The sequence below is a fragment of the Xanthomonas sp. BRIP62415 genome, assembly GCF_003993515.1.
Taxonomy (GTDB): domain Bacteria; phylum Pseudomonadota; class Gammaproteobacteria; order Xanthomonadales; family Xanthomonadaceae; genus Xanthomonas; species Xanthomonas euroxanthea.
The window spans coordinates 22,713-42,309 of record NZ_QEZH01000029.1 but is presented as its reverse complement, the minus strand read 5'-3'; the positions used below and the strand labels follow the sequence as shown (position 1 = coordinate 42,309).

General features: G+C 67.2%; 21 protein-coding genes. 16 read left to right on the top strand and 5 right to left on the bottom strand.

Translation table 11 applies throughout. The features are described 5' to 3' along the window. Window positions 1–196 precede the first annotated feature (196 nt). Window positions 197–766, top strand: a complete 570-nt coding sequence (locus tag EO141_RS14255) for a type 1 glutamine amidotransferase family protein (protein WP_104585045.1) — start codon at window positions 197–199, stop codon at window positions 764–766. 351 nt (window positions 767–1,117) lie between these two features. Here the strand turns inward: EO141_RS14255 and msrA are convergent, their stop codons facing one another. Further along, window positions 1,118–1,768 carry a peptide-methionine (S)-S-oxide reductase MsrA gene (gene msrA / locus EO141_RS14250; RefSeq protein ID WP_127169515.1) on the bottom strand — a complete coding sequence of 217 codons (651 nt, stop codon included), beginning with the start codon at window positions 1,766–1,768 and terminating at the stop codon, window positions 1,118–1,120. An 82-nt stretch (window positions 1,769–1,850) separates the two neighbouring features. Continuing rightward, window positions 1,851–2,366 carry an SgcJ/EcaC family oxidoreductase gene (locus EO141_RS14245; protein ID WP_104649472.1) on the bottom strand — a complete coding sequence of 172 codons (516 nt, stop codon included), beginning with the start codon at window positions 2,364–2,366 and terminating at the stop codon, window positions 1,851–1,853. Window positions 2,367–2,490: 124 nt separating this feature from the next. On the opposite strand from EO141_RS14245, the gene EO141_RS14240 reads away from it, so the two are divergent. From EO141_RS14240 to EO141_RS14230, 3 genes are read left to right on the top strand one after another with little or no spacing between them, the layout of a single operon-like run. Next, window positions 2,491–3,198, top strand: coding sequence for a response regulator transcription factor (locus EO141_RS14240; protein ID WP_127169514.1), 708 nt, complete (start codon window positions 2,491–2,493; stop codon window positions 3,196–3,198). Further along, a complete protein-coding gene (locus tag EO141_RS14235; protein WP_127169513.1) occupies window positions 3,195–5,105 on the top strand; it encodes an ATP-binding protein in 1,911 nt (636 codons plus the stop codon). Before EO141_RS14240 ends, EO141_RS14235 begins: the two co-directional genes overlap by 4 nt. Beyond that, on the top strand, window positions 5,102–5,566 hold the full coding sequence (locus EO141_RS14230; RefSeq protein WP_104585035.1) for a response regulator: 465 nt from the start codon (window positions 5,102–5,104) through the stop codon (window positions 5,564–5,566). The genes EO141_RS14235 and EO141_RS14230 overlap by 4 nt, the downstream gene beginning before the upstream one ends. Before the next feature lie 266 nt (window positions 5,567–5,832). Here the strand turns inward: EO141_RS14230 and EO141_RS14225 are convergent, their stop codons facing one another. Both EO141_RS14225 and EO141_RS14220 read right to left on the bottom strand, forming a co-directional pair. Beyond that, on the bottom strand, window positions 5,833–6,063 hold the full coding sequence (locus tag EO141_RS14225; protein WP_039409981.1) for a DUF2007 domain-containing protein: 231 nt from the start codon (window positions 6,061–6,063) through the stop codon (window positions 5,833–5,835). Between the two features lies 1 nt (window position 6,064). Next, window positions 6,065–6,706, bottom strand: coding sequence for a glutathione S-transferase family protein (locus EO141_RS14220; protein ID WP_119130934.1), 642 nt, complete (start codon window positions 6,704–6,706; stop codon window positions 6,065–6,067). Between the two features lie 315 nt (window positions 6,707–7,021). On the opposite strand from EO141_RS14220, the gene EO141_RS14215 reads away from it, so the two are divergent. The 6 genes from EO141_RS14215 to rlmM all read left to right on the top strand — a co-directional run bounded on the left by EO141_RS14215 (window position 7,022) and on the right by rlmM (window position 12,449). Then, window positions 7,022–8,761: a glutamine--tRNA ligase/YqeY domain fusion protein gene (locus EO141_RS14215; RefSeq protein WP_119130783.1), complete on the top strand. Its 1,740-nt coding sequence runs from the start codon at window positions 7,022–7,024 to the stop codon at window positions 8,759–8,761. Between the two features lie 218 nt (window positions 8,762–8,979). After that, complete coding sequence (locus tag EO141_RS14210; RefSeq protein ID WP_104649468.1) at window positions 8,980–9,909, top strand: DMT family transporter; 930 nt, start codon at window positions 8,980–8,982, stop codon at window positions 9,907–9,909. A gap of 61 nt (window positions 9,910–9,970) precedes the next feature. Beyond that, window positions 9,971–10,222: a hypothetical protein gene (locus EO141_RS21405; RefSeq protein ID WP_164739225.1), complete on the top strand. Its 252-nt coding sequence runs from the start codon at window positions 9,971–9,973 to the stop codon at window positions 10,220–10,222. Window positions 10,223–10,395: 173 nt separating this feature from the next. Further along, entirely contained in the window at window positions 10,396–10,809 is a 414-nt protein-coding gene (locus EO141_RS14200; RefSeq protein ID WP_104585027.1) for a hypothetical protein, read from the top strand. Beyond that, on the top strand, window positions 10,809–11,369 hold the full coding sequence (locus EO141_RS14195) for a nucleoside deaminase (protein WP_104585025.1): 561 nt from the start codon (window positions 10,809–10,811) through the stop codon (window positions 11,367–11,369). The genes EO141_RS14200 and EO141_RS14195 overlap by 1 nt, the downstream gene beginning before the upstream one ends. Window positions 11,370–11,405: 36 nt before the next feature. Next, window positions 11,406–12,449 (top strand): 23S rRNA (cytidine(2498)-2'-O)-methyltransferase RlmM, encoded by a 1,044-nt coding sequence (gene rlmM, locus EO141_RS14190; RefSeq protein ID WP_126946873.1) that lies wholly within the window; start codon window positions 11,406–11,408, stop codon window positions 12,447–12,449. Window positions 12,450–12,807: 358 nt separating this feature from the next. On the opposite strand, the gene EO141_RS14185 is transcribed toward rlmM, so the two are convergent. Next, window positions 12,808–13,917, bottom strand: coding sequence for a Gfo/Idh/MocA family oxidoreductase (locus tag EO141_RS14185; protein ID WP_126946876.1), 1,110 nt, complete (start codon window positions 13,915–13,917; stop codon window positions 12,808–12,810). A gap of 262 nt (window positions 13,918–14,179) precedes the next feature. Here EO141_RS14185 and EO141_RS14180 point away from each other — a divergent pair, with 262 nt between their 5' ends. The 6 genes from EO141_RS14180 (at window position 14,180) to EO141_RS14155 (ending at window position 19,513) form a co-directional block, all read left to right on the top strand. Further along, window positions 14,180–15,082, top strand: a complete 903-nt coding sequence (locus EO141_RS14180; RefSeq protein WP_126946879.1) for an SMP-30/gluconolactonase/LRE family protein — start codon at window positions 14,180–14,182, stop codon at window positions 15,080–15,082. Window positions 15,083–15,163: 81 nt separating this feature from the next. Next, complete coding sequence (locus tag EO141_RS14175; protein WP_104560559.1) at window positions 15,164–15,886, top strand: hypothetical protein; 723 nt, start codon at window positions 15,164–15,166, stop codon at window positions 15,884–15,886. 209 nt (window positions 15,887–16,095) lie between these two features. After that, window positions 16,096–16,491 (top strand): hypothetical protein, encoded by a 396-nt coding sequence (locus EO141_RS14170; RefSeq protein WP_104585017.1) that lies wholly within the window; start codon window positions 16,096–16,098, stop codon window positions 16,489–16,491. Window positions 16,492–16,624: 133 nt separating this feature from the next. Next, entirely contained in the window at window positions 16,625–17,098 is a 474-nt protein-coding gene (locus EO141_RS14165; protein WP_104585082.1) for a MarR family winged helix-turn-helix transcriptional regulator, read from the top strand. Window positions 17,099–17,132: 34 nt separating this feature from the next. Then, the gene (locus tag EO141_RS14160; protein ID WP_016900748.1) at window positions 17,133–17,960 is read left to right on the top strand and encodes a p-hydroxycinnamoyl CoA hydratase/lyase; all 828 of its coding nucleotides are present in this window, start codon (window positions 17,133–17,135) and stop codon (window positions 17,958–17,960) included. 83 nt (window positions 17,961–18,043) lie between these two features. Then, window positions 18,044–19,513: an aldehyde dehydrogenase gene (locus EO141_RS14155; RefSeq protein ID WP_127169511.1), complete on the top strand. Its 1,470-nt coding sequence runs from the start codon at window positions 18,044–18,046 to the stop codon at window positions 19,511–19,513. Window positions 19,514–19,597: the final 84 nt, after the last annotated feature.

Sequence of the window (19,597 nt, the reverse complement as noted above, 5' to 3'; positions counted from 1 at the left end):
TGCATCCGGCCAAGGGTGGCCTTGCCGGGCATCGCTGAGCGTGCGGGCATGTTGACGCCTGCGCGGCCGCCGCCGGGCTGCCAAGCGTCTGTTTGGTCTGATCGAAGAGCACATCGACGTCGCTCTCCACACATCGCTTACACCCGCGCAACTCGCACTGCCTAGAATCCGGGTTCCTCAACTGGCGTAGCGGACAATGGCAAACATTGCAGTGGTGATGGTCGACGGCGTGGCCGACTGGGAAATTGGCATCGTCCTGCCGGCGGCGCGCGAATGGTTCGGCGACCAGGTCGCCATCGCCAGCATCGATGGTCAGCCGGTGCAGTCGATCGGCGGGCTGCGCATCACCCCGGACTTCGCCCTCTCCGATCTGGCGCCGCTGGATGCCGATCTGTGGATCCTGCCCGGCAGCGAGCGTTGGCAAGCAGGCGAAATCCCCGGACTGAGCGGCCTGCTGGTCGAGCGCGTGCAGCACCAGCGCCCGGTCGCCGCGATCTGCGGTGCCACCATCGCCCTGGCCTATGCCGGCCTGCTCGACGAACGCGCGCATACCAGCAACGCGCTGGCTTTCCTGCAGGAACACGTGGTGCCGTACGCCGGTGCTGCGCAATACCGGCACGAAAAGGTGGTGACCGCCGACGGCGTGATCACCGCGCCCGGCACCAGCCCGGTCGGCTTCGCGCTTGCCTGCATGCGACTGCTGCATCCGGAACGCACCGACATGCTGGCCCAGCTGCGCGGCATGTTCGCCGGCGAGTTCGTCTGATCCAGCGGATTCAGTCGCACCCGGCGCATTGGCTGCACTGAGGCGCATTGGCTGCGCCGACTGGATGGAGCGGGTCGCCGCACCGATCCATTGCACCGATTGGCCGTCGGGATTGACCGCAATGATCCGCCGGGCCGGTTCGCCGCTCGGCCACCCGCAGCGGTGCCGGCGCGTCTTGCGTACGCCCCACACAAAAAGATGGCCACGTCGTCTCCGACGTAGCCATTCGAGTTGCCTGGCATGCACTCCCATGCGCTGCCTGATCGTGAGGACGCTGCCGGTCACTGTTGGCCATCGGCACGCCGCCACGATCACGTGGATGACAGCGCTTCAATCCGGCCCGCCTTTCCGTCAGGCATCCAGCCCGATCGGGCAGCTCACTCCCGTTCCGCCAAGCCCGCAATAGCCGTTGGGATGCTTGGCGAGATACTGCTGGTGATCGTCTTCGGCGTAATAGAACGTGGGCGCCGGGAAACGGATCTCCGTGGTGATGGCGCCATACCCGGCGGCGTCCAGCTGCTGCTGGTACGCCTCGCGGCTGGCTAGCGCGGCGTCGTATTGCGCCTGTGTCGTGCAATAGATCGCCGAGCGGTACTGCGTGCCCACATCGTTGCCCTGCTGCATGCCCTGGGTGGGGTCGTGGCTTTCCCAGAACGTGCGCAGCAGTTGCGCGAACGACACCTTCTCTGCGTCATAGACCACCAACACCGCCTCGGTGTGGCCGGTCTGCCCGGAACACACTTCGCCGTAGGTGGCGTTGGGTGTTTCGCCGCCGGCATAGCCCACTGCCGTGGTGTACACCCCTGGCAGGTTCCAGAACTTGCGTTCTGCACCCCAGAAGCAGCCAAGCCCGAACTGCACCTGGGCCAGGCCGGTGAATTCCCCGCGCAACGGATGGCCGTTGATCAGGTGGGTGTTGTGGAGCGGTAGTGCCTGCTCGCGTCCGGGTAAGGCCTCGCCCGGACGTGGCATGCGTTGTTTGAAAGCGCCGATTCCCAGCATGGTGCAACTCCGCAATCGTGAGGATTGCCTGCTGGATGGCGCCGGCCGTAGCGGCTTTCAAGCCACTACGGCCAATGCGGCATCACTTCCTGGTCAACGAGGCGGTGGCGGTGTCCACTTCCGGCATCGCCGAGCTGTGGTGGTTGATGATCAGCCACTTGCCGTCGCGCTTTTCGTACACGAAGGTGTAACGCGCCTGCACCTTGCTCTGCTTGCCGTCCTTGTCGGTCAGCGTGAAGGTATAGACGCCGGCATCCACTGCGCTGTCGTCATCGAGCACGCGCACGGTGCGGTAGTTCACCACGCCCTGCGGCTTCTTGGTCAGGAACATCTCGAAGTACTTTTCGATCTGCGCGCGCGAGGCGCGCACCTCGTTGGAGACGGTCGGCAGCAGCACGCCATCCGGCGCGTACAGATCGGCCACCTTGTCCGGATTGCCGGTGGCCAGCGCCGCGTTCCAGGTGTCGAACAGGGACGCGACTTCGCGTTCTTCGCCGCCTGCCGGCAACGTGGCCTTGTCGGTGTAGTGCATCACGCCGCCAGCCAGCGCCGGGGTGGCAGCCAGAGCCAGAACCAGAGAGAACAGAGTGCGACGCATGGGAAATCTCCGTGTGGTGGATGGGGGTGCCTCATCGGGCAAGCGCAGTATCGAAACCAAGCGGCCCCAACAATTCTGCCGGGTGGCATATACTCAAATATGCTGATCGGCCTAGAGCGAACCTATGGAAACCCCTACCAACGCTGGCGATTGGCGGCTGACGCTGCGACGCGAGGCATCCGACAGCGCACGCTGGCAGGCGCTGTGGGAGGCGGCGGTGGCGCTGCGCCAGGCACAGACGCCGGAGCAGGCCTGCGACGCGGTGCTGGGCCGGGTGCTGCTGTTGCTGGGCCTGGAACATGGCGCGGTGCTGGCCCAGCGCGGGCCGCGCGCGCAGGTGCTGGCCAGCCGCGGCCGCGCATTGCCGCCCGGAGCCAGCGCGGCCGGCGACAGCCATGAGGCGGCGTGGCTGATGCCGCCGCGCCCGGCCGATATCCGCGAGGCCAAGATGCCGATCCATGCGCTGGGCAGCACCCTCGGCATGCTGTGCGTGGCCTGGAACGACAACCGTCCCGCCCCCGGCAACGATGACGTCCAGGCGCTGCAGGCCTTCGCACTGCTGCTGCCGGCGATGGTGGCCGAACCGGCCAAACCGCTCGCCACGCGTCGGCGCAAGCCGGTGCAGGACGACCGCTTCGGTACGCTCAGCAAGCGCGAGAAACAGGTGCTGTCACTGCTGCCGCGCGGCCTCACCAATGCCACCCTGGCAGCTGAACTGGGGATTTCTCCCGGCACGGTCAAAGTGCATGTGGAGCGAATCCTGCAGAAACTTGAGGTAAAAGATCGCACCCAGGCCGCGGTGTACGCGGTCCAAGCCGGACTCGCGCTATGAATGCAGTGGCGGTGCGTTGGAACGATTGGCCGATCACCCGCAAGAGCCTGGCGGTGGTGACCCTGCCCTTGCTGCTGCTGGCGGTCGCGTTGATGGCGATCTACAGCGTGGAGCGGCAGAACATCGCTGCCGAAAACGATGTGCGGCAGACGCTGGAAGTGCTGAGCGATCTGTACGAAGCCCACGCGCTATTGGCCGAAACCGCAGCCGGCGTGCGCGGCTATCGGCTGGTGCGCCGCGATGAATTCCTCACCCCGTACCGCGATGCCGAGCCGCGCCTGCAACGGGTGGCCGAGCGGCTGTCGCAACGCATCACCGACCCGGGGCAGGCGCAGCGGTTCGCGCGCATCAAGCCCTTGTTTGCGGAAAAGATGCAGGGCTGGCGCCGTCTGCTGGCGCCGGATCTGAGCCGCGAGGAAGAGATCCGCCAGCTGTGGGACGGCAAGTACAAGCTGGACATCCTGCGTGCCGAACTGCGCGAACTGCGCAATTACGAAACCGCGCAATTGCAGGTGCGTACCGCCAAGGCGCAAGGGCTGCGCCAGCGCAACCTGATCATCACCCTGAGTGCGGCAATGCTCGGCGGCCTGGGCGCGGTGTTTGCGGTGGCGTGGTTTGCCTCGGCGCTCTCCGGGCGCCTGCGCACGCTGGCCGCCAATGCCGACCGGCTGGGCGAAGGCCTGCCGCTGGCACCACAGCCGCGTGCCGGCGATGAGCTGGGCCAGGTCGGTCAGCGCCTGGCCCAGGCCAGCGAGCTGCTCGCCGCACGTGCGGCAGAAGCGCAACTGGCGCGGCGCGAGGCGGAAACCGCCAACCGCGCAAAGACCGAATTCCTGTCGCGCAGCAGCCACGAATTGCGCACGCCGCTCAATGCGATCCTGGGCTATGCGCAGGTGCTGGAAATGGATCTGCCCGAACCCGGGCACCGCCGTCATCTGCAGCATATCCTCGGCGCCGGCCGGCACCTGCTGGGGCTGATCACCGAGCTGCTGGACATCGCGCGCATCGAGGCCGATCAACTGGACCTGAGCCCGGAACCGATCTCGGTCCGCGCGGCCGTCCACGAGGCCCTGGGCCTGATCGCGCCGGACGCGGACAAGCACGGCATCGCGCTGCAACCGGCGGCCATCGACGGGCCGTGGACGGTGCGCGCCGATGCGCAGCGGCTGCGCCAGGTGCTGCTCAACCTGCTGTCGAATGCGGTCAAGTTCAACCGCACCGGTGGCCAGGTGCAGGTGAGCGCGCAGCCGGATGGCGAGCAGGTGCGCATCACGGTCGCAGACCAGGGCGCGGGCCTGACGCCGGCGCAGATCGAGCGGCTGTTCACGCCGTTCGAGCGGCTGGGTGCAGAGCGCTCGGCGGTGGAAGGCACCGGGTTGGGCCTGGCACTGAGCAAGCGGCTGATCGAGGCGATGGGTGGGCGCATCGGCGTGGACAGCAGCCGCGATGGCGCACGCTTCTGGATCGCGCTGCCGCAGGGCGAGCCGCAGCGCCGCGAGCCGGCGCGCGCCAGCGTGCCGCCGAGTAACACGGGCAGCGGCGTGTGCCGGCTGCTGAGCATCGAGGACAACCCGTCCAACCAGGCCCTGATCCGCACCCTCAGCGAACGTCGCCCGCAATGGCAGCTGCTGGAGGCGGCCAGCCTGGCGCAGGCGCGCGAACTGCTGCAGCACGGTGTCCCGGACCTGATCCTGCTGGACCTGCATCTGAGCGATGGCAGCGGCGAAGACCTGCTGCGCGAGCTGCAGGCGCAGCCGGCCACGGCCGGCGTGCCGGTGGTGGTGATCAGTGCCGATGCCACCACCGCCACCCTGGCGCGCGTCGGCAACCAGGGCGTGCGTGCGTATCTGACCAAGCCGCTCGACGTGGCGGAATTCTTCACTGTGATCGACGGACTGCTGGCATGACACGCGACGAAATCCTCGGCTCGCGCATCCTCATCGTCGACGACGAGCCGGCCAATGTGCGGCTGCTCGAAGACCTGCTGCAGCGCGAAGGCTTCCAGCAGGTCATCGCCACCACCGACCCGCTGCGGGTGATGGGGCTGGTGTCGGCATTCGCGCCCGACCTGATCCTGCTGGACCTGAAGATGCCCGAACTCGACGGCTACGCGCTGCTGGAACAACTGGCGCGGCTGTCCGATCCGGGCCACTTCCTGCCGGTGATCGTGCTCACCGCCGACCCCAGCCGCAGCGCGCGCCATCGCGCCCTGGGCCTGGGCGCCAAGGACTTTCTGACCAAGCCGCTGGACACCTTCGAGGTCGCGCTACGGGTCTGGAACGTGGCCGAAACCACCGTGCTGTTCAAACGCCTGCGGGCGCTGGCGGCGCCGGAGGCCGCGCCGCCCGGGTGGCGTCAGCCAGGATGATGGGTGCACGTCGTAGGAACGCACCTGGGCGCGACGAGGCTTTACCGGTAACGCCCGTCGCGCCCCGGTGCGCTCCTACGAACGGTGCTGCGCTACAGCGCGCGGGTGCCTCGCCGCACTGACCGAGGGCCGCCAACGGGCATCAGCCGGGATGATGCGCGCCATCAATCCCGAGCGCCTACCAGCGTAGGAGCGCACCCGGGCGCGAAGAGGCTTTCCCGGTAACGCCCGTCGCGCCCCGGTGCGCTCCTACGACTGGTGCTGCGCTACAGCGCGCGGGTGACCTCGCCGCACAGGCCGATGTCTGCCAGCACCGCCTGCGCCTGGCTCAGGTGCAGGTCGGCCACGCAGACCTGCAGCACGCCGAAGGCGGGCAGCTCGCCGGCACCGCCCAATAGCGATTCGCCGAACACGAAGGCGGTGATGCCGGCATCTTCCAGCGCGTGCTTGGCCAGGTGCGCGTCGATGATGTGGCTGGCGCGATACGCGATCTGCATGTCAACCGCGCTCCAGGCGTTCGCGCTCGGCGCCCTGCGTCCACTCGCGCAGTGCCGGCAGCGCATCCAGCGCGGCCAGGTAATCCCCGGCAGTCTCGAACAGCGGTACGCCGTAGCTGGCAAAACGCAACGCGACCGGGGCGAACATGGCATCGACGATGCCGAAGTCGCCACACAGGAACTGCCCGGCATGGCCGTGCTCGGCGCGCAGGCTGGCCCATAGCGCCTGGATGCGGGTGATGTCGCGCTCGGCGGCCGCGTCCCAGTGGGCGGGGCCGGGCTGACGAGCAAGGTTCATTGGCAGCTGGGTGCGCAACGCGACGAAGCCCGAATGCATTTCAGCCGCAGCCGCGCGCGCCTGCGCCCGCACCGACAGCTCCGCCGGCCAACCGCGGCCGGCGAGCCAGCGCTCGTTGACGTACTCGCAGATCGCCAGCGAGTCCCAGACATGCAGGGCGTCGTCCCACAGCACCGGCACCTTGCGCGTCGGCGAATAACCGGCAATGCGCGCCTGGAACTCGGGCGTGTCCAGCGGCAGGCGGACTTCTTCGAACGGTACCTGGAAGTGCCGCAGCAGCAGCCACGGGCGCAGCGACCAGGAAGACAGGGTCTTGTCGCCGATCACCAGGCGGGGCAAAGGCATGCGCTGCTCGCTGCAGAAGGTCGGCGCAGCGTACGCGTCGGGGCCGGCGACCGCCAGCCGTGGCCGATCGGGCGCTCCCGGCACGCCTTTACCCACCGGCGCGACCGTCTCGCCGACAGCCACATGTCGCAGCCAATAGCGGCCTTGAGCAGGCGCATGGCCCCACTGGGTGGCGTTGGTGGCACCGGCCGAGGGGCCTGCTGGCGCTTGACGCCACAGCGGAAAGCACCGGCCCACCACGCAACATCCCCCGCCGCCTACCCCTAAACCGGTGCCACCGCCTAAACTTGCGGTTTACCTATTGCTGATGCGCGCATGTCCGAGACCCTAGCCACCGACGCCACCGCCCCGGCGGAGAAGAAAGACTTCATCCGCCAGATCGTCCGCGAGGATCTGGCCAGCGGCAAGCACACGGTCATCCGCACGCGCTTCCCGCCCGAGCCCAACGGCTATCTGCATATCGGCCACGCCAAGGCGATCTGCCTGGATTTCGGCCTGGCGGCCGAATTCGGCGGGCTGTGCAACCTGCGCCTGGACGACACCAACCCGGCCAAGGAAGACCCCGAGTTCGTGGTCGCCATCCAGGACGACGTGCGCTGGCTGGGGTTCGAATGGGCGCAGCTGCGCCATGCCTCGGACTACTTCGAGGTGTATTACCTGGCTGCGGAAAAACTGATCCGCGACGGCCATGCCTTCGTCTGCGACCTGTCCGCCGAACAGGTGCGCGAGTACCGCGGCACGCTGACCGAGCCCGGCCGCAATTCGCCGTTTCGCGAGCGCAGCGTCGAGGAAAACCTGGACCTGTTCCGGCGCATGCGGGCCGGCGAATTCCCCGATGGCGCGCGCACCCTGCGCGCCAGGATCGACATGGCCAGCGGCAACATCAACCTGCGCGACCCGGCGCTGTACCGCATCAAGCATGTCGAGCACCAGAACACCGGCAACGCCTGGCCGATCTACCCGATGTACGACTTCGCGCATTCGCTGGGCGATGCGGTGGAAGGCATCACCCATTCGCTGTGCACGCTGGAATTCGAAGACCACCGCCCGCTCTACGACTGGTGCGTGGACAAGGTGGACCTGGCCGCACATCCGGAGCTGCTGCAGCCGCTGCTGGACAAGGGCCTGCCGCGCGAGGCCGCCAAGCCGCGCCAGATCGAGTTCTCGCGCCTGAACATCAACTACACCGTGATGAGCAAGCGCAAGCTCACCGCGCTGGTGGAAGAACAGCTGGTGGATGGCTGGGACGACCCGCGCATGTACACGCTGCAGGGCCTGCGCCGGCGCGGCTATACACCGGCGGCGATGCGCCTGTTCGTGGATCGTGTGGGGATCAGCAAGCAGAACTCGCTGATCGATTTCTCGGTGCTGGAAGGCTGCCTGCGCGAGGATCTGGATGCGGCCGCGGCGCGCCGCATGGCGGTGGTCGACCCGCTCAAGCTGGTGCTGACCAACCTGCCCGAGGGCCACGCCGAGACGCTGCAGTTTTCCAACCATCCCAAGGACGAGAGCTTCGGCACGCGTGAGGTGCCGTTCGCACGCGAGCTGTGGATCGAGCGCGAGGATTTTGCCGAAGTCCCGCCCAAGGGCTGGAAGCGCCTGGTGCCCGGTGGCGAGATCCGCCTGCGCGGCGCCGGCATTGCGCGCGTGGACGAGGTGATCAAGAACGCTGCGGGCGAGATCGTCGAGCTGCGCGGCTGGCTGGACCCGGAATCGCGTCCGGGCATGGAGGGCGCCAACCGCAAGGTCAAGGGCACCATTCATTGGGTCAGCGCCGCACATGCGGTGGAAGCGGAAATCCGCCTGTACGACCGCCTGTTCTCGGTGGAAAAGCCCGATGACGAGTCCGAAGGCAAGACCTACCGCGACTATCTCAACCCGGAGTCCAAGCGCAGCGTGCGCGGCTATGTGGAGCCGAGCGCGGCGCAGGCGGCGCCCGAGCAGTCGTTCCAGTTCGAGCGCACCGGCTACTTCGTGGCCGATCGCCGCGACCACAGCGCTGCCACGCCGGTGTTCAACCGCAGCGTGACCCTGCGCGACACCTGGGCCAAGTGAGTCGGAACCGCGCCGGGGGCCAGCCATCCGGCGCGGATATGGCGTCAGGCAGCCAAGCCGGCGTGGCTGGCGCGATCGGCCGCTGATGGCTGTCATCGCAGATCAGGCAAGCAGCGCGAAGCCACCGCAGCGCGTTGTCTGTTGAAGTAATGAACAAGCGCAATGGAGACTGCGTGCCGCACTTCATTGCATGGCGCATGGCATGAAGGAGCAGCACGATGCGTGAGCGCTTGATGGTCGGTGTTGCCTGCGGCATCGGTGCAGGCGCGTTATGGGGACTGGTGTTTCTGGCGCCGCAGTTGCTGGCGGCATTTACGCCGTTGCAACTGGCCGTTGCCCGTTATCTGTCCTATGGCGCGGTCGCCGCCCTGGTACTGGCACCGCGCGCGCGGCAGACCGCTGCACGGCTGGGGCGGGCCGAATGGTGGGCGCTGGTGCGTCTGAGCCTGCTGGGCAACCTGATCTATTACGTGCTGCTCGGCAGCGCGGTGCAGTGGGCCGGCAGCGCGGCGACCGCGCTGATCATCGGCCTGTTGCCGGTGGTGGTCACCGTGATCGGCACGCGTGCCGCAGGCGCGGTGCAGCTGCGACGCCTGGCTGCGCCATGCGTGTTGTGCGTCATCGGCGTGGCGCTGGTCGCCCTGGACACCTTGCAGCACGATGCCGGTCACCACGCCAGCGATCGCGCCACCCGCATCGCCGGCCTGCTCTGTGCGTTCGGTGCGCTGGCGTCGTGGTCGGCCTATTCCATCGGCAATGCGCGCTGGCTACGACGGCGGCCGGACCTGTCCGGGGGCGATTGGTCGCTGCTGACCGGCGTGGTCACCGGCGCATTGGCACTCCTGCTGGCGCCGGCTGCCCTGCTCGGCAGCGCACCACATGCGCCGATCGACTGGGCGGGTTTCTGGGGCATTTCCCTGTTGCTGGGCATCCTGGCCTCGGTGATCGGCAACGCCTTGTGGAACCGGGCCAGCCGCGTGCTGCCGCTGACCCTGGTGGGCCAGATGATCGTGTTCGAAACGGTGTTTGCGCTGCTGTACGGCTTTGCCTGGGAAATGCGCCTGCCCACGCCGCTGGAGCTGGCCGCCATCGCCTGCCTGCTGGTCGGCGTGCTGTGGTGCGCAGCACTGCATGCGGAAGCGAAATGACGCCGGCGACTGATGCGCGCAGCGGCCTAGATTGCAGGCTGTGTCCGTCAGGAACGCCGCCATGTGCCTCCCCCAACCATGTTCACGCCCGCCTGCAAACACGCTGCGCAGCGCGGTGTTTTCGCTGTCGATCGGCCTGGCGGCCTGCTCGCCGCAGCCACCCGCCTCGACCGCGGTGACCCCGGCCGAGGTGTTCTGCACGCTGCTTCCGGGCCGGTCGGATGACGATCTGCCCAGCGATCGCCGCGACGAAAGCATGCAGCAACTGGACCTTGCCACCCGCTGCAACCGGGCACTGCGCAGACAGCGCTGACTGCACCGACGCTGCAGGCGTGTTCCGGCCACGCGCCAGCCACAGCCGGCGCCATCGGGCGCAACGCGCGCAGGCCCCGGCGCCCCGGAGGTGTGCCGGTGCCCAGGTCCAGCCGCACTCCACGCAGCAGGGGCTTACCATGGCCGCTCACCTGTCCTGATCGGAGCGGCCGCATGTCCCGTCTTTTGTCCCGGTGTCTGAGCTCGATGCTGTTGCTGGCCTGTCTGGTGTCGGTCGGCTGCGCCGCACCGCCGGCCGATACGGCCACGCCGCCTCCAGCGACCGGCTCGGCAACCAGTCCGGCAAGTGGCAAGCCGATCACCGTGACCACCACCTGTCGCACCGACGCCGACTGCACGGTGAAGAACGTCGGCAACTGCTGCGGCGCATTTCCGGCCTGCGTCAACGTCAACAGTGCCACCGACCCCAAGGGCGTGCAGGCGCAATGCCAGGCCAGCGGCATGATGAGCGTGTGCGGCTTCCGCGAGATCAGCGCCTGCCAGTGCGTGGCCGGGCAATGTGCCGCAAAGGACGCCCAGGCCGATACACTGCGCCCCGCTCCCCCCTCTACAGAAATGGTCCACTGATGCTTTACGCGCAAGTCCACCTCACGCTGCCCGACTGGATCCACGCGCATGTCGACGACAGCCGCGCCTATCCCAGCGACGAGGACAAGGTGGCGCTGGCAATCGACCTGTCGCGGATGAACGTGCACGAGCGCAGCGGCGGCCCGTTCGGGGCGGTCGTGTTCGGCCCGGACCACCGCATCATCGCCGCGGCGGTGAACCGCGTGGTGCCGCAGACCACCTCGCTGGCGCACGCCGAAAACATGGCCTACATGCTTGCCCAGCAACGCCTGCAGACGCCGCGCCTGAACGATGTTCTGTCGCCGGTGACGCTGGCCACCTCGGCACAGCCGTGCTGCCAGTGCTACGGCGCCACGGTGTGGGCCGGCATCGACCGCCTGCTGATCGGCGCACGCGCCGAAGACGTGATGGCGCTGACCGAATTCGACGAAGGCCCCTTGCCGGCCGATTGGGTGGGCGAGCTCACCCGTCGCGGCATCGAGGTGGTGCGCGACGTGCATCGCGACCAGGCCTGCGCGGTGTTGCGCACCTATGGCGAGGGCGGCGGTGACCATTATTGACCTGCCCCGCAGCGATCGCGCACGCCAGGCCCTGCGATGAGCGGCCTGCTGTGTTACTGCCGCCAGGGCTTCGAGCCGGAGCTGGCCGCCGAGTTGAGCGCGCGCGCCGCCTTCGTCGGCATCGCCGGCTATGCGCGAACCCAGCGCAACGACGGCTATGTGCTGTTCGTCTGCGATGAGGCCGCGCAACTGGCCACCAGGCTGCACTGGCGCGAGCTGATCTTCGCGCGGCAGAAGCTGGTGGTGGTTGCCGAACTCAAGGGCATCGACCCCAAGGACCGCATCACGCCGATCCTGGCCGCCCTGGAAGGCCAGCCGCGTTTCGGCGACCTGTGGGTGGAACACCCGGATTCGGACGCGGGCAAGCCGCTGGCCGGGCTGGCACGCAGTTTCGGCAATGCCTTGCGTCCGGCCTTGCGCAAGGCCGGCCTGCTGACCGACAAACCGCAGCCGCGCCTGGCGCGGCTGCATGTCTGTTTTCTCGATGGCGACCATGCCTTGCTGGCGGTGGCCGACAGTACCGACAGCGCGCCGTGGCCGTTGGGCATTCCGCGCCTGAAGCTGTTGCCGGAGGCGCCATCGCGCTCGGCGCTCAAGCTCGACGAAGCCCTGCTCACCCTGCTCACACCGGAAGAACGCGAGACGCTGGTCAAGCCCGGCATGCGCGCCGCCGATCTGGGCGCGGCGCCCGGCGGCTGGACCTGGGTGCTCACCCGCCAGCACCTGCATGTCACCAGCGTCGACAACGGCCCGCTCCGCGAGCATGTGCTGGAAACCGGCCTGGTCGAACATCTGCGTGCCGACGGCTTTCACTGGAAGCCTGCGCAGGCGTTGGACTGGATGGTCTGCGACATGGTCGAGCAACCGCGCCGCGTGGCCGAGCGCATGGCCACCTGGATCCGCGAGGGCTGGTGCCGCAACACCATCTTCAACCTCAAGCTGCCGATGAAAAAGCGCTGGGACGAAACCCGGCTATGCCTGGACCTGTTCGAACAGCAGGCCGAAAAATCGCTGATCGTGCGTGCCAAGCAGCTGTATCACGATCGTGAGGAGATCACGGTGCTGGCGATGCGGGGCTGAGGGCCGGGAATCGGGAATCGGGAATCGGGATTGGGGAATCGTAGGAGCCGGGATTCGGGATTCGGGAATCGTAAAAGCGGTGATTGGCGGCGGAATTGCTGTGGGTACTGGTCAGTGGCAGCGTGCCGATGTGCATGACACCACTCCTGGGGCCCATGCAGAGCACCTGAGTAGGCGTACGGCTCGCAGCAGGCGCTGGTCCCGCGCGGTGGCACGGCATGTGCTCCAGCGTCGGATTGAAAAGGCCTCCTCGTACGCGAAGGCCTTTTAGCCCTGGATGGCGGCAAGCTGGCTTGAGCCAGTCTGCTCTCTCAGATCAGGGCCAGCCCGCTCCGTCGCTCGACGGAGCGGGCCGCGATTACAGCACGATCCGCTTGCTGCCCTCGCGGGCCGAGCGGTAGATCGCATCGACGATGCGGATGTCGCGCAGGCCTTCTTCGCCGGGTGCGCGCAGCGGAGTGCCGTTGATGATCGCCAGCGCGTCCTCGTCCATCTGCAGTGCCTGCTGGTGCGGCACCTTGGCGTCGAACACGCGCCCGTCGCTGGCCTTGCCGGTCACGCCCTGGTAGCTCTGGAACGGCGACAACTCATACCAGCCGCGCTCGCACTCGGCGCGCAGCACATTCATGTTCTTGCCGAAGCTGGTCTTGCACTCGGCACGCACCGCATTCGGAAATTCCAGCGTGAAGTCCATATGCTCGTCGACTTCATCGAACAGCTCCGGGCGATCGGTCCAGCGCTTGGCGGTCACGGCCAACGGCTCGCTGCCCACCGTGTAGCGCGCGGCATTGAGCGGATACACGCCCATGTCGTACATCGCCCCGCCGCCGAACTGGGAACGCAAGCGCCACGGACGATCGGCCTTGGTCGCATCGTGGTAGCCGTTGTACCCGGCCTCGGCACGCACGCGTTGCATCGCGCCGAACGGCTTCTCGCTGGCCATCGCGATCAGGCGGCGCGTATTGGGTTCGTGCTGCATGCGGTAACCGATCGCCAGCGCCACCTTGTTGCGCCTGCATGCCGCGATCATGGCCTCGCATTCGCCGGCATGCATCGCCATCGGCTTTTCGCACCAGACATGCTTGCCGGCCGCCGCCGCGCGCAGGGTCAGCGGCGCATGCAGGTGGGTGGGCGTGACGATGTACACCACGTCGATGTCGTCGTTGTCGGCGATCCGGTCGAAGTTTTCGTAGCTGTAGACGTTGCGATCGGCGATGCCGTACTTGGCCTGCCACTGCGGAATCTTCGAGGGCGTGCCGGTGACGATGCCCGCCAGCTTGCAATGCTTGGTCAGTGCCAGGCCCGGCGCGAGTTGCTCGCTGGCATAACTGCCCAGGCCGGCCAGCGCCACATTCAGCGGTTTGCCCGGCTTTTTCTTCGGCAATGCCCAGCCGGGCGCAGCCAGCAGGATGCCTGCACCGCCGAACGCGGCAAGCAGACGGCGACGTGTGATCGATTCCACGGACATGCAAACCTCCTTCGCAAGATTGAGAGCGGCTGACACCATCGCATGCGGTCATCAGTCGATGACGACGCACGCGCACCGGAGTGTCAGTGGATACATGCCGCACCACGTCCCAATCGCACTGCCCGCAGATGGGCGCAGTGGTGCTGTTGGTCGCCGGTCGGCCAATACTGCCCGGGCACCTTACTTGATCGCGCGTGATCACCGCCATGGCCGCTGCGCACGTTCTGGCACACTGGCAACGATCCCATCTGGAGCATGCCGCATGACCGCTGTCGCCCGCCGTCGTTTCCTGCCCCTGGCGTTGCTGTTGTCCAGCTCGCTGGCAATCGCTGACGATGCGCCCTTCGTTGCGCGCGACCTGATCGGCGATGGCGCCTTCACCCACAATGCCGAAGGCCCTGCGGCAGGGCCGGATGGCGCGCTGTATGCAGTGAATCTGGGCAAGGACGGCACCATCGCGCGCATTGCACTGCACGCCGATGGCAGCGCGAAGGCAGAGGTCTTCGTGACCTTGCCCGACGGCAGCACCGGCAATGGCATCCGCTTCCGCGACGGGACGATGTACGTGGCCGATTTCACCAGCCACAAGATCCTGCAGGTGAACCTGCGCACGCGTGCGGTCAGCACCTTCGCCTCGCTGCCCGACGCCGATGGTCCCAATGACCTGGCGCTTGCGCCCGATGGCAGCTTCTATGCAAGCGACCCGAACTGGAAGGACAACAGCGGCCGCCTGTGGCACATCAGCCGCGAGGGCGTGGTCCAGTTGATGGAGTCGGGCATGACCACGCCCAACGGGCTGGACGTCAGCCCCGACGGCAAGCATCTCTACGTCAACGAAAGCATGTCGCGCAAGGTCTGGGTGTACGACCGCGTCGATGGTGGCCTGCGCAACAAACGCCTGCTGATCAGCTTCCCGGACTTCGGCATGGATGGCATGCGTTGCGATGCCGACGGCAATCTCTACATCGCCCGCTACGATGCCGGGCAGATCGCGGTGGTCTCGCCGCAGGGCACGTTGCTGCGCACGGTCGCGTTGAAGGGCCGCAAGGCGAGCAACGTGGCGTTCGGCGGCAGCGATGGCAAACAGGTGTTCGTCACCCTGCAGGATCGTGGCGCAGTTGAAACGTTCAGGTCCGATCGCCCGGGGCGCGAAACCGGACGCTGAAACTGCTGCGCGCGTCGCAACGGTTCTCAGGTCGCGCAACAGCGCGCTGGCATTCTGCAGGTCACCCGTGGAGGACTCCCCATGCAACCGATCGAACTCAAGGACGCGGCCGCCTTCGGCAACGAATTCCTGCGCCTGACCCTGCTGCAGGGATTCCAGTCGCTGACCAAGCGCGACCTGGAATTGCTGATCTTCGTGCTGCTCGAACGCGATGGCGCCATCTCGCGCAACAGCTCCAACGCGATGGTCGCGCTGCAGCTGCGGGTGACCTCGGCCAAGGTCAAGGCATTGCGTCGCGACGGCTATGCGCGTTGGCGCTCGCTGGTGCCCGAGGAAGGCGACGCGGCGATGCAGCGCATCGTCGCCAACGTGCTCACCGAAGACAACCTGCGCTCCGGTGCCAAGCACGTCAGCGAACGTAGCCGCAAGGAAGGGTTTCTGGCGGTGCGCATCGAACACCCCGATGACGCGCAGCAATTCGAGCAGGCCATCCTGGATGTCGGTGCCTTGCCGGTGTACGAGCGCAATCGCGAAGTGGTCGCGGTGCGCTTCGACACGCTGCTGAAAGTCGCCGAGCGCTGGGGCTATCTGCAGCCGGATCCGCAGGCCACCGTGCGCGAACTGCAAAAGCTCACGCCCACGGCAGAGGAAGTGGCGGATCTGCTGAAGAAGGACATCGCGCAACTGCGTTGGGAAGATGTCCGGCGCGCGCTCAACAGCCTCGGCGCCAAGGCAGTGGCCAGCACTGCCGAGGGTGGCCTGAAGGGCTTGTTGAAGATCGTGTTTCCGTTCATCCCGGGCTGAGCAGCGGAGCCGGGTGCACTGTCCGAAGCTGCGGTGCGACGGTGGGTTCCGGCTCCGGTCCCGGTTGGCCGATGCCGCATCTCGTGCCGCACCGACGGTCGCCCTGGCGCACGCAGACGCTGTCGCCGTACGCCGGGCGCAGCGTGCACGCACCTCAACACGCCCGCCAGCCTCTATGCTTGCGGGCTGTTCCACATCAGGGGGATCTGATGACCACCGTTCGTATTGCCTCGTTTTCCGTACTGCTGCTGTTCGGCGGCCACGCGCTCGCGCAACAGACGCCGACGCCGGCCAGCAGCGCGCCGCTGATCGAGGTTCCCAATGTGATTCGCACCCAGCCGCTGTCCAGCGGCGAGGTCACCCATCAGGCCCAGCTGGAGCGTCCACGCGGCGAGGCCAGCGTGATCGTGCGCTCGATCCAGCCCAATAGCGTGGTCGGCAGCTACCGCATCGACTTCCAGGCGCTGGATACCGATGGCGACGGCCGCATCAGTCGCGCCGAGGCCCAGGCCAACCCGGCACTGGCAGAGGAATTCGACGCGCTCGACACGCGTCACAGCGGCCACCTGAGCCGCGAGCAGCTGGCCGGCTGGCTGATTCAGTAAGGTATTGGTCAGCAGTGTGCGCGGCTGCGCTACGCAGGCGCGCACGCTGCTTCGTTTGTGACCGCGGCAACCTCTTGCAGTGCCCGCTTCGGTCGGCTAGATTGTATTTAACGGATACAATTTGGACGGATCGATGACTGCTCGCCTGGCCCTTGCCGCAGACCTTGGCTATCAATTGCAACTGGCGACCCTGGCCTCCAGCCACGCCGCGCGCCAGGAACTGGCCGAACTGCATCTGACCCCGGCGCGCGTCACCGCCTTGATCCATATCCGCGACCAGCCCGGCTGCGACCAGACCGAACTGGGCAACCGCCTGCTGGTCAATCGCGCCGCCGGCATGAAGATCGCCAACGCGCTGGCCGAGCAGGGCCTGATCGAACGCCTGGCCGGGCGCGACCGACGCAGCAAGGGCCTGTATCTCACCTCGCTTGGCGAGCGCACGCTCGCCACTGCCCAGGGCTGCCTGGCACGGGCGGTTGCGCGTACCTGCACCGGCCTGCAAGCCAGCGAGCAGCAGACCCTGCTGCGCCTGCTCTGCAAGTTGAACGCCAGCGCCACGCTGGAACGGGCAAACGTGGCGGACACCGCGCTCGCCGAAGACCTGTGATTCCCACCTTGTACCGACTCGAAGGAGACGCCGCTTGAACGAGCATGACGTGGTATCGGTCCGCATCGAAAACCGCATTGCCTGGGTGAAGTTCGCACGCCCCGACAAACGCAACGCGATGAGCCCGGCGCTCAACCGCCGCATGATGGACGTGCTGGACGAGCTGGAATTCGACGACAACGTCGGCGTGCTGGTGCTCGGCGGCGAAGGCACGGCCTGGTCGGCCGGCATGGATCTGAAGGAATACTTCCGCGAGACCGAGGCACAGGGCCTGCGTGGCGTGCGTCGCTCGCAGCGCGAGTCCTACGGATGGTTCCGCCGCCTGCGCTGGTATCAGAAACCCACCATCGCAATGGTCAATGGCTGGTGTTTCGGCGGCGGCTTCGGGCCCTTGTTCGCCTGCGACCTGGCAATCGCCGCCGACGAGGCGCAGTTCGGCCTGTCGGAAATCAACTGGGGCATCCTGCCCGGCGGCGGCGTCACCAAGGTCGCGGTGGAGCTGCTGTCCATGCGCGATGCGATGTGGATGACGCTGACCGGCGAAATGGTCGACGGCAAGAAGGCCGCCGAATGGCGCCTGGTCAACGAAAGCGTGCCGCTGGAACGGCTGGAAGCACGGACCCGCGAAGTGGCCCAGTTGCTGCTCAAGAAAAACCCTGTCGCACTGAAGTATGCAAAGGACGCCGTGCGTCGCGTCGGCACCATGACCTACGACGAAGCCGAAGATTATCTGGTGCGCATGCAGGAAGCGGCCAATTCGTTCGACAACAACGCCCGCAAGGAAGGCATCCGTCAGTTCATCGACGAGAAGAGCTACAAGCCCGGCCTGGGCGAATACGACCTGACCAAAAACAGCGCCTGAGCAGTTCCCAGGGCGCCTGAAGCGATGCGTGCACCCCACGCATCGCTGGCGCTGCCAGTGGTTTTCTGCACCGAGGAGGGAGTATGGAAGCCTTGTCCGCAACCCTGCGCGGGATCGCTGCGCGTGGACCATTGGGCCTGTTCATCGACGGCCAGTGGCGCGCAAGCAGCGGCGATCGCGACGTCGATGTGATTGCACCGCACACCGAGCAACGCCTGCTGCGCTACACCGAGCCCGCGCCTGCCGACACCGAGGCGGCCATCGCCGCCGCGCGCGCCGCGTTCGACACCGGCCCCTGGCCGCAGCTATCGCCGGCCGAACGTGGCGCTGTGCTCAAGCGCGTGGCCGCGCAGTTGCGTGCGCGCCTACCGGAACTGGCCGAAGCCTGGACCGGACAGGTCGGCGCCACCATCGGCTTCAGTCGCCGCGCCTCGCAGCAGGCGCCCGGCCTGTTCGACTATTACGGCGACCTGATCGCGACCCATCCGTTCGTGGAGCCCCGTGCACGCGCCAACGGCGGCCGCGTGCACATCGTGCAGGAGCCGGTGGGCGTGGTCGCCACGATCACCCCATGGAACGCCCCGCTGGTGCTGCTCTGCTACAAGGTCGCTGCCGCCCTGGCGGCCGGTTGCACGGTGGTGGCCAAGCCCTCGCCGGAAACGCCGATCGATGCCTACATCCTGGCCGAGTGCATCAGCGCTGCCGGCGTGCCCGATGGCGTGTTCAATCTGCTGCCGGGTGGTCGCGAGGTTGGCGAACACCTGATCCGCCATCCGCAGGTGGACAAGGTGAGTTTTACCGGGTCCACCCAGGCCGGGCGGCTGATCGGGATGGCCTGCGCCGAGCGTCTGGCGCGGGTCGGGCTGGAGCTGGGCGGCAAGTCCGCCGCGATCGTGCTGGACGATGCAGACATCGCCAAGGTGCTGCCCAGCCTGGTGCCCTACTCGATGCCGATCACCGGCCAGGTGTGCTTCGCGCTCACCCGCGTGCTGGTGCCGGCGCAGCGACGCGACGACATCCTGCAGGCGTATTGCGCGGCCATCGGCGCGCTCAAGCTCGGCGATCCGTTCGCTGCCGAGACCGGTATGGGTCCGTTGGCGCTTGGCCGCCAGCTCGAACGCGTGCAGTCCTACATCGCACACGGCCGCGCCGAGGGTGCGCGCCTGGTCATGGGTGGCGGCCGCCCGACGCATCTGCCGCGCGGCTTCTTCCTCGAACCGACGGTGTTTGCCGGGGTGACCCCGGACATGACCATCGCCCGCGAGGAGATCTTCGGCCCGGTGGTGAGCTTTATCGATTATCACGACGAGGCCGACCTGATCGCCAAGGTCAATGCCAGCGACTTCGGCCTGCACGGCACGGTCTACAGCGAGGATCCCGATCGCGCCTACCGCATCGCCCGCCGCGTGCGCAGCGGCAGTCATGCGATCAATGGCATGTGGGTGGACATCGACATGCCGTTCGGCGGGGTCAAGCACTCCGGGATCGGCCGCGAAGGCGGCATCGAAGGACTGCATGCCTTCCTCGAGACCAAGACCATCTATCTCAGCTAGGCCCTCCAGCCCACCGACCACGCACGTACCAGAGCAAGCAACGTCGTATCGCGATGCGGCAGCCACCGCCTCGTCCATCGCCTC

Bases quoted from the DNA above. Each gene is read 5' to 3' on its own strand.
- EO141_RS14230 (WP_104585035.1), top strand. From the start codon at position 5,102: ATGACACGCGACGAAATCCTCGGCTCGCGCATCCTCATCGTCGACGAC.
- EO141_RS14180 (WP_126946879.1), top strand. From the start codon at position 14,180: ATGACCGCTGTCGCCCGCCGTCGTTTCCTGCCCCTGGCGTTGCTGTTG.
- EO141_RS14155 (WP_127169511.1), top strand. From the start codon at position 18,044: ATGGAAGCCTTGTCCGCAACCCTGCGCGGGATCGCTGCGCGTGGACCA.
- EO141_RS14165 (WP_104585082.1), top strand. From the start codon at position 16,625: ATGACTGCTCGCCTGGCCCTTGCCGCAGACCTTGGCTATCAATTGCAA.
- EO141_RS14235 (WP_127169513.1), top strand. From the start codon at position 3,195: ATGAATGCAGTGGCGGTGCGTTGGAACGATTGGCCGATCACCCGCAAG.
- rlmM (WP_126946873.1), top strand. From the start codon at position 11,406: ATGAGCGGCCTGCTGTGTTACTGCCGCCAGGGCTTCGAGCCGGAGCTG.
- EO141_RS14225 (WP_039409981.1), bottom strand. From the start codon at position 6,063: ATGCAGATCGCGTATCGCGCCAGCCACATCATCGACGCGCACCTGGCC.
- EO141_RS14185 (WP_126946876.1), bottom strand. From the start codon at position 13,917: ATGTCCGTGGAATCGATCACACGTCGCCGTCTGCTTGCCGCGTTCGGC.
- EO141_RS14195 (WP_104585025.1), top strand. From the start codon at position 10,809: ATGCTTTACGCGCAAGTCCACCTCACGCTGCCCGACTGGATCCACGCG.
- EO141_RS21405 (WP_164739225.1), top strand. From the start codon at position 9,971: ATGTGCCTCCCCCAACCATGTTCACGCCCGCCTGCAAACACGCTGCGC.
- EO141_RS14220 (WP_119130934.1), bottom strand. From the start codon at position 6,706: ATGCCTTTGCCCCGCCTGGTGATCGGCGACAAGACCCTGTCTTCCTGG.
- EO141_RS14240 (WP_127169514.1), top strand. From the start codon at position 2,491: ATGGAAACCCCTACCAACGCTGGCGATTGGCGGCTGACGCTGCGACGC.
- EO141_RS14215 (WP_119130783.1), top strand. From the start codon at position 7,022: ATGTCCGAGACCCTAGCCACCGACGCCACCGCCCCGGCGGAGAAGAAA.
- EO141_RS14200 (WP_104585027.1), top strand. From the start codon at position 10,396: ATGTCCCGTCTTTTGTCCCGGTGTCTGAGCTCGATGCTGTTGCTGGCC.
- EO141_RS14255 (WP_104585045.1), top strand. From the start codon at position 197: ATGGCAAACATTGCAGTGGTGATGGTCGACGGCGTGGCCGACTGGGAA.
- EO141_RS14170 (WP_104585017.1), top strand. From the start codon at position 16,096: ATGACCACCGTTCGTATTGCCTCGTTTTCCGTACTGCTGCTGTTCGGC.
- msrA (WP_127169515.1), bottom strand. From the start codon at position 1,768: ATGCTGGGAATCGGCGCTTTCAAACAACGCATGCCACGTCCGGGCGAG.
- EO141_RS14245 (WP_104649472.1), bottom strand. From the start codon at position 2,366: ATGCGTCGCACTCTGTTCTCTCTGGTTCTGGCTCTGGCTGCCACCCCG.
- EO141_RS14210 (WP_104649468.1), top strand. From the start codon at position 8,980: ATGCGTGAGCGCTTGATGGTCGGTGTTGCCTGCGGCATCGGTGCAGGC.
- EO141_RS14175 (WP_104560559.1), top strand. From the start codon at position 15,164: ATGCAACCGATCGAACTCAAGGACGCGGCCGCCTTCGGCAACGAATTC.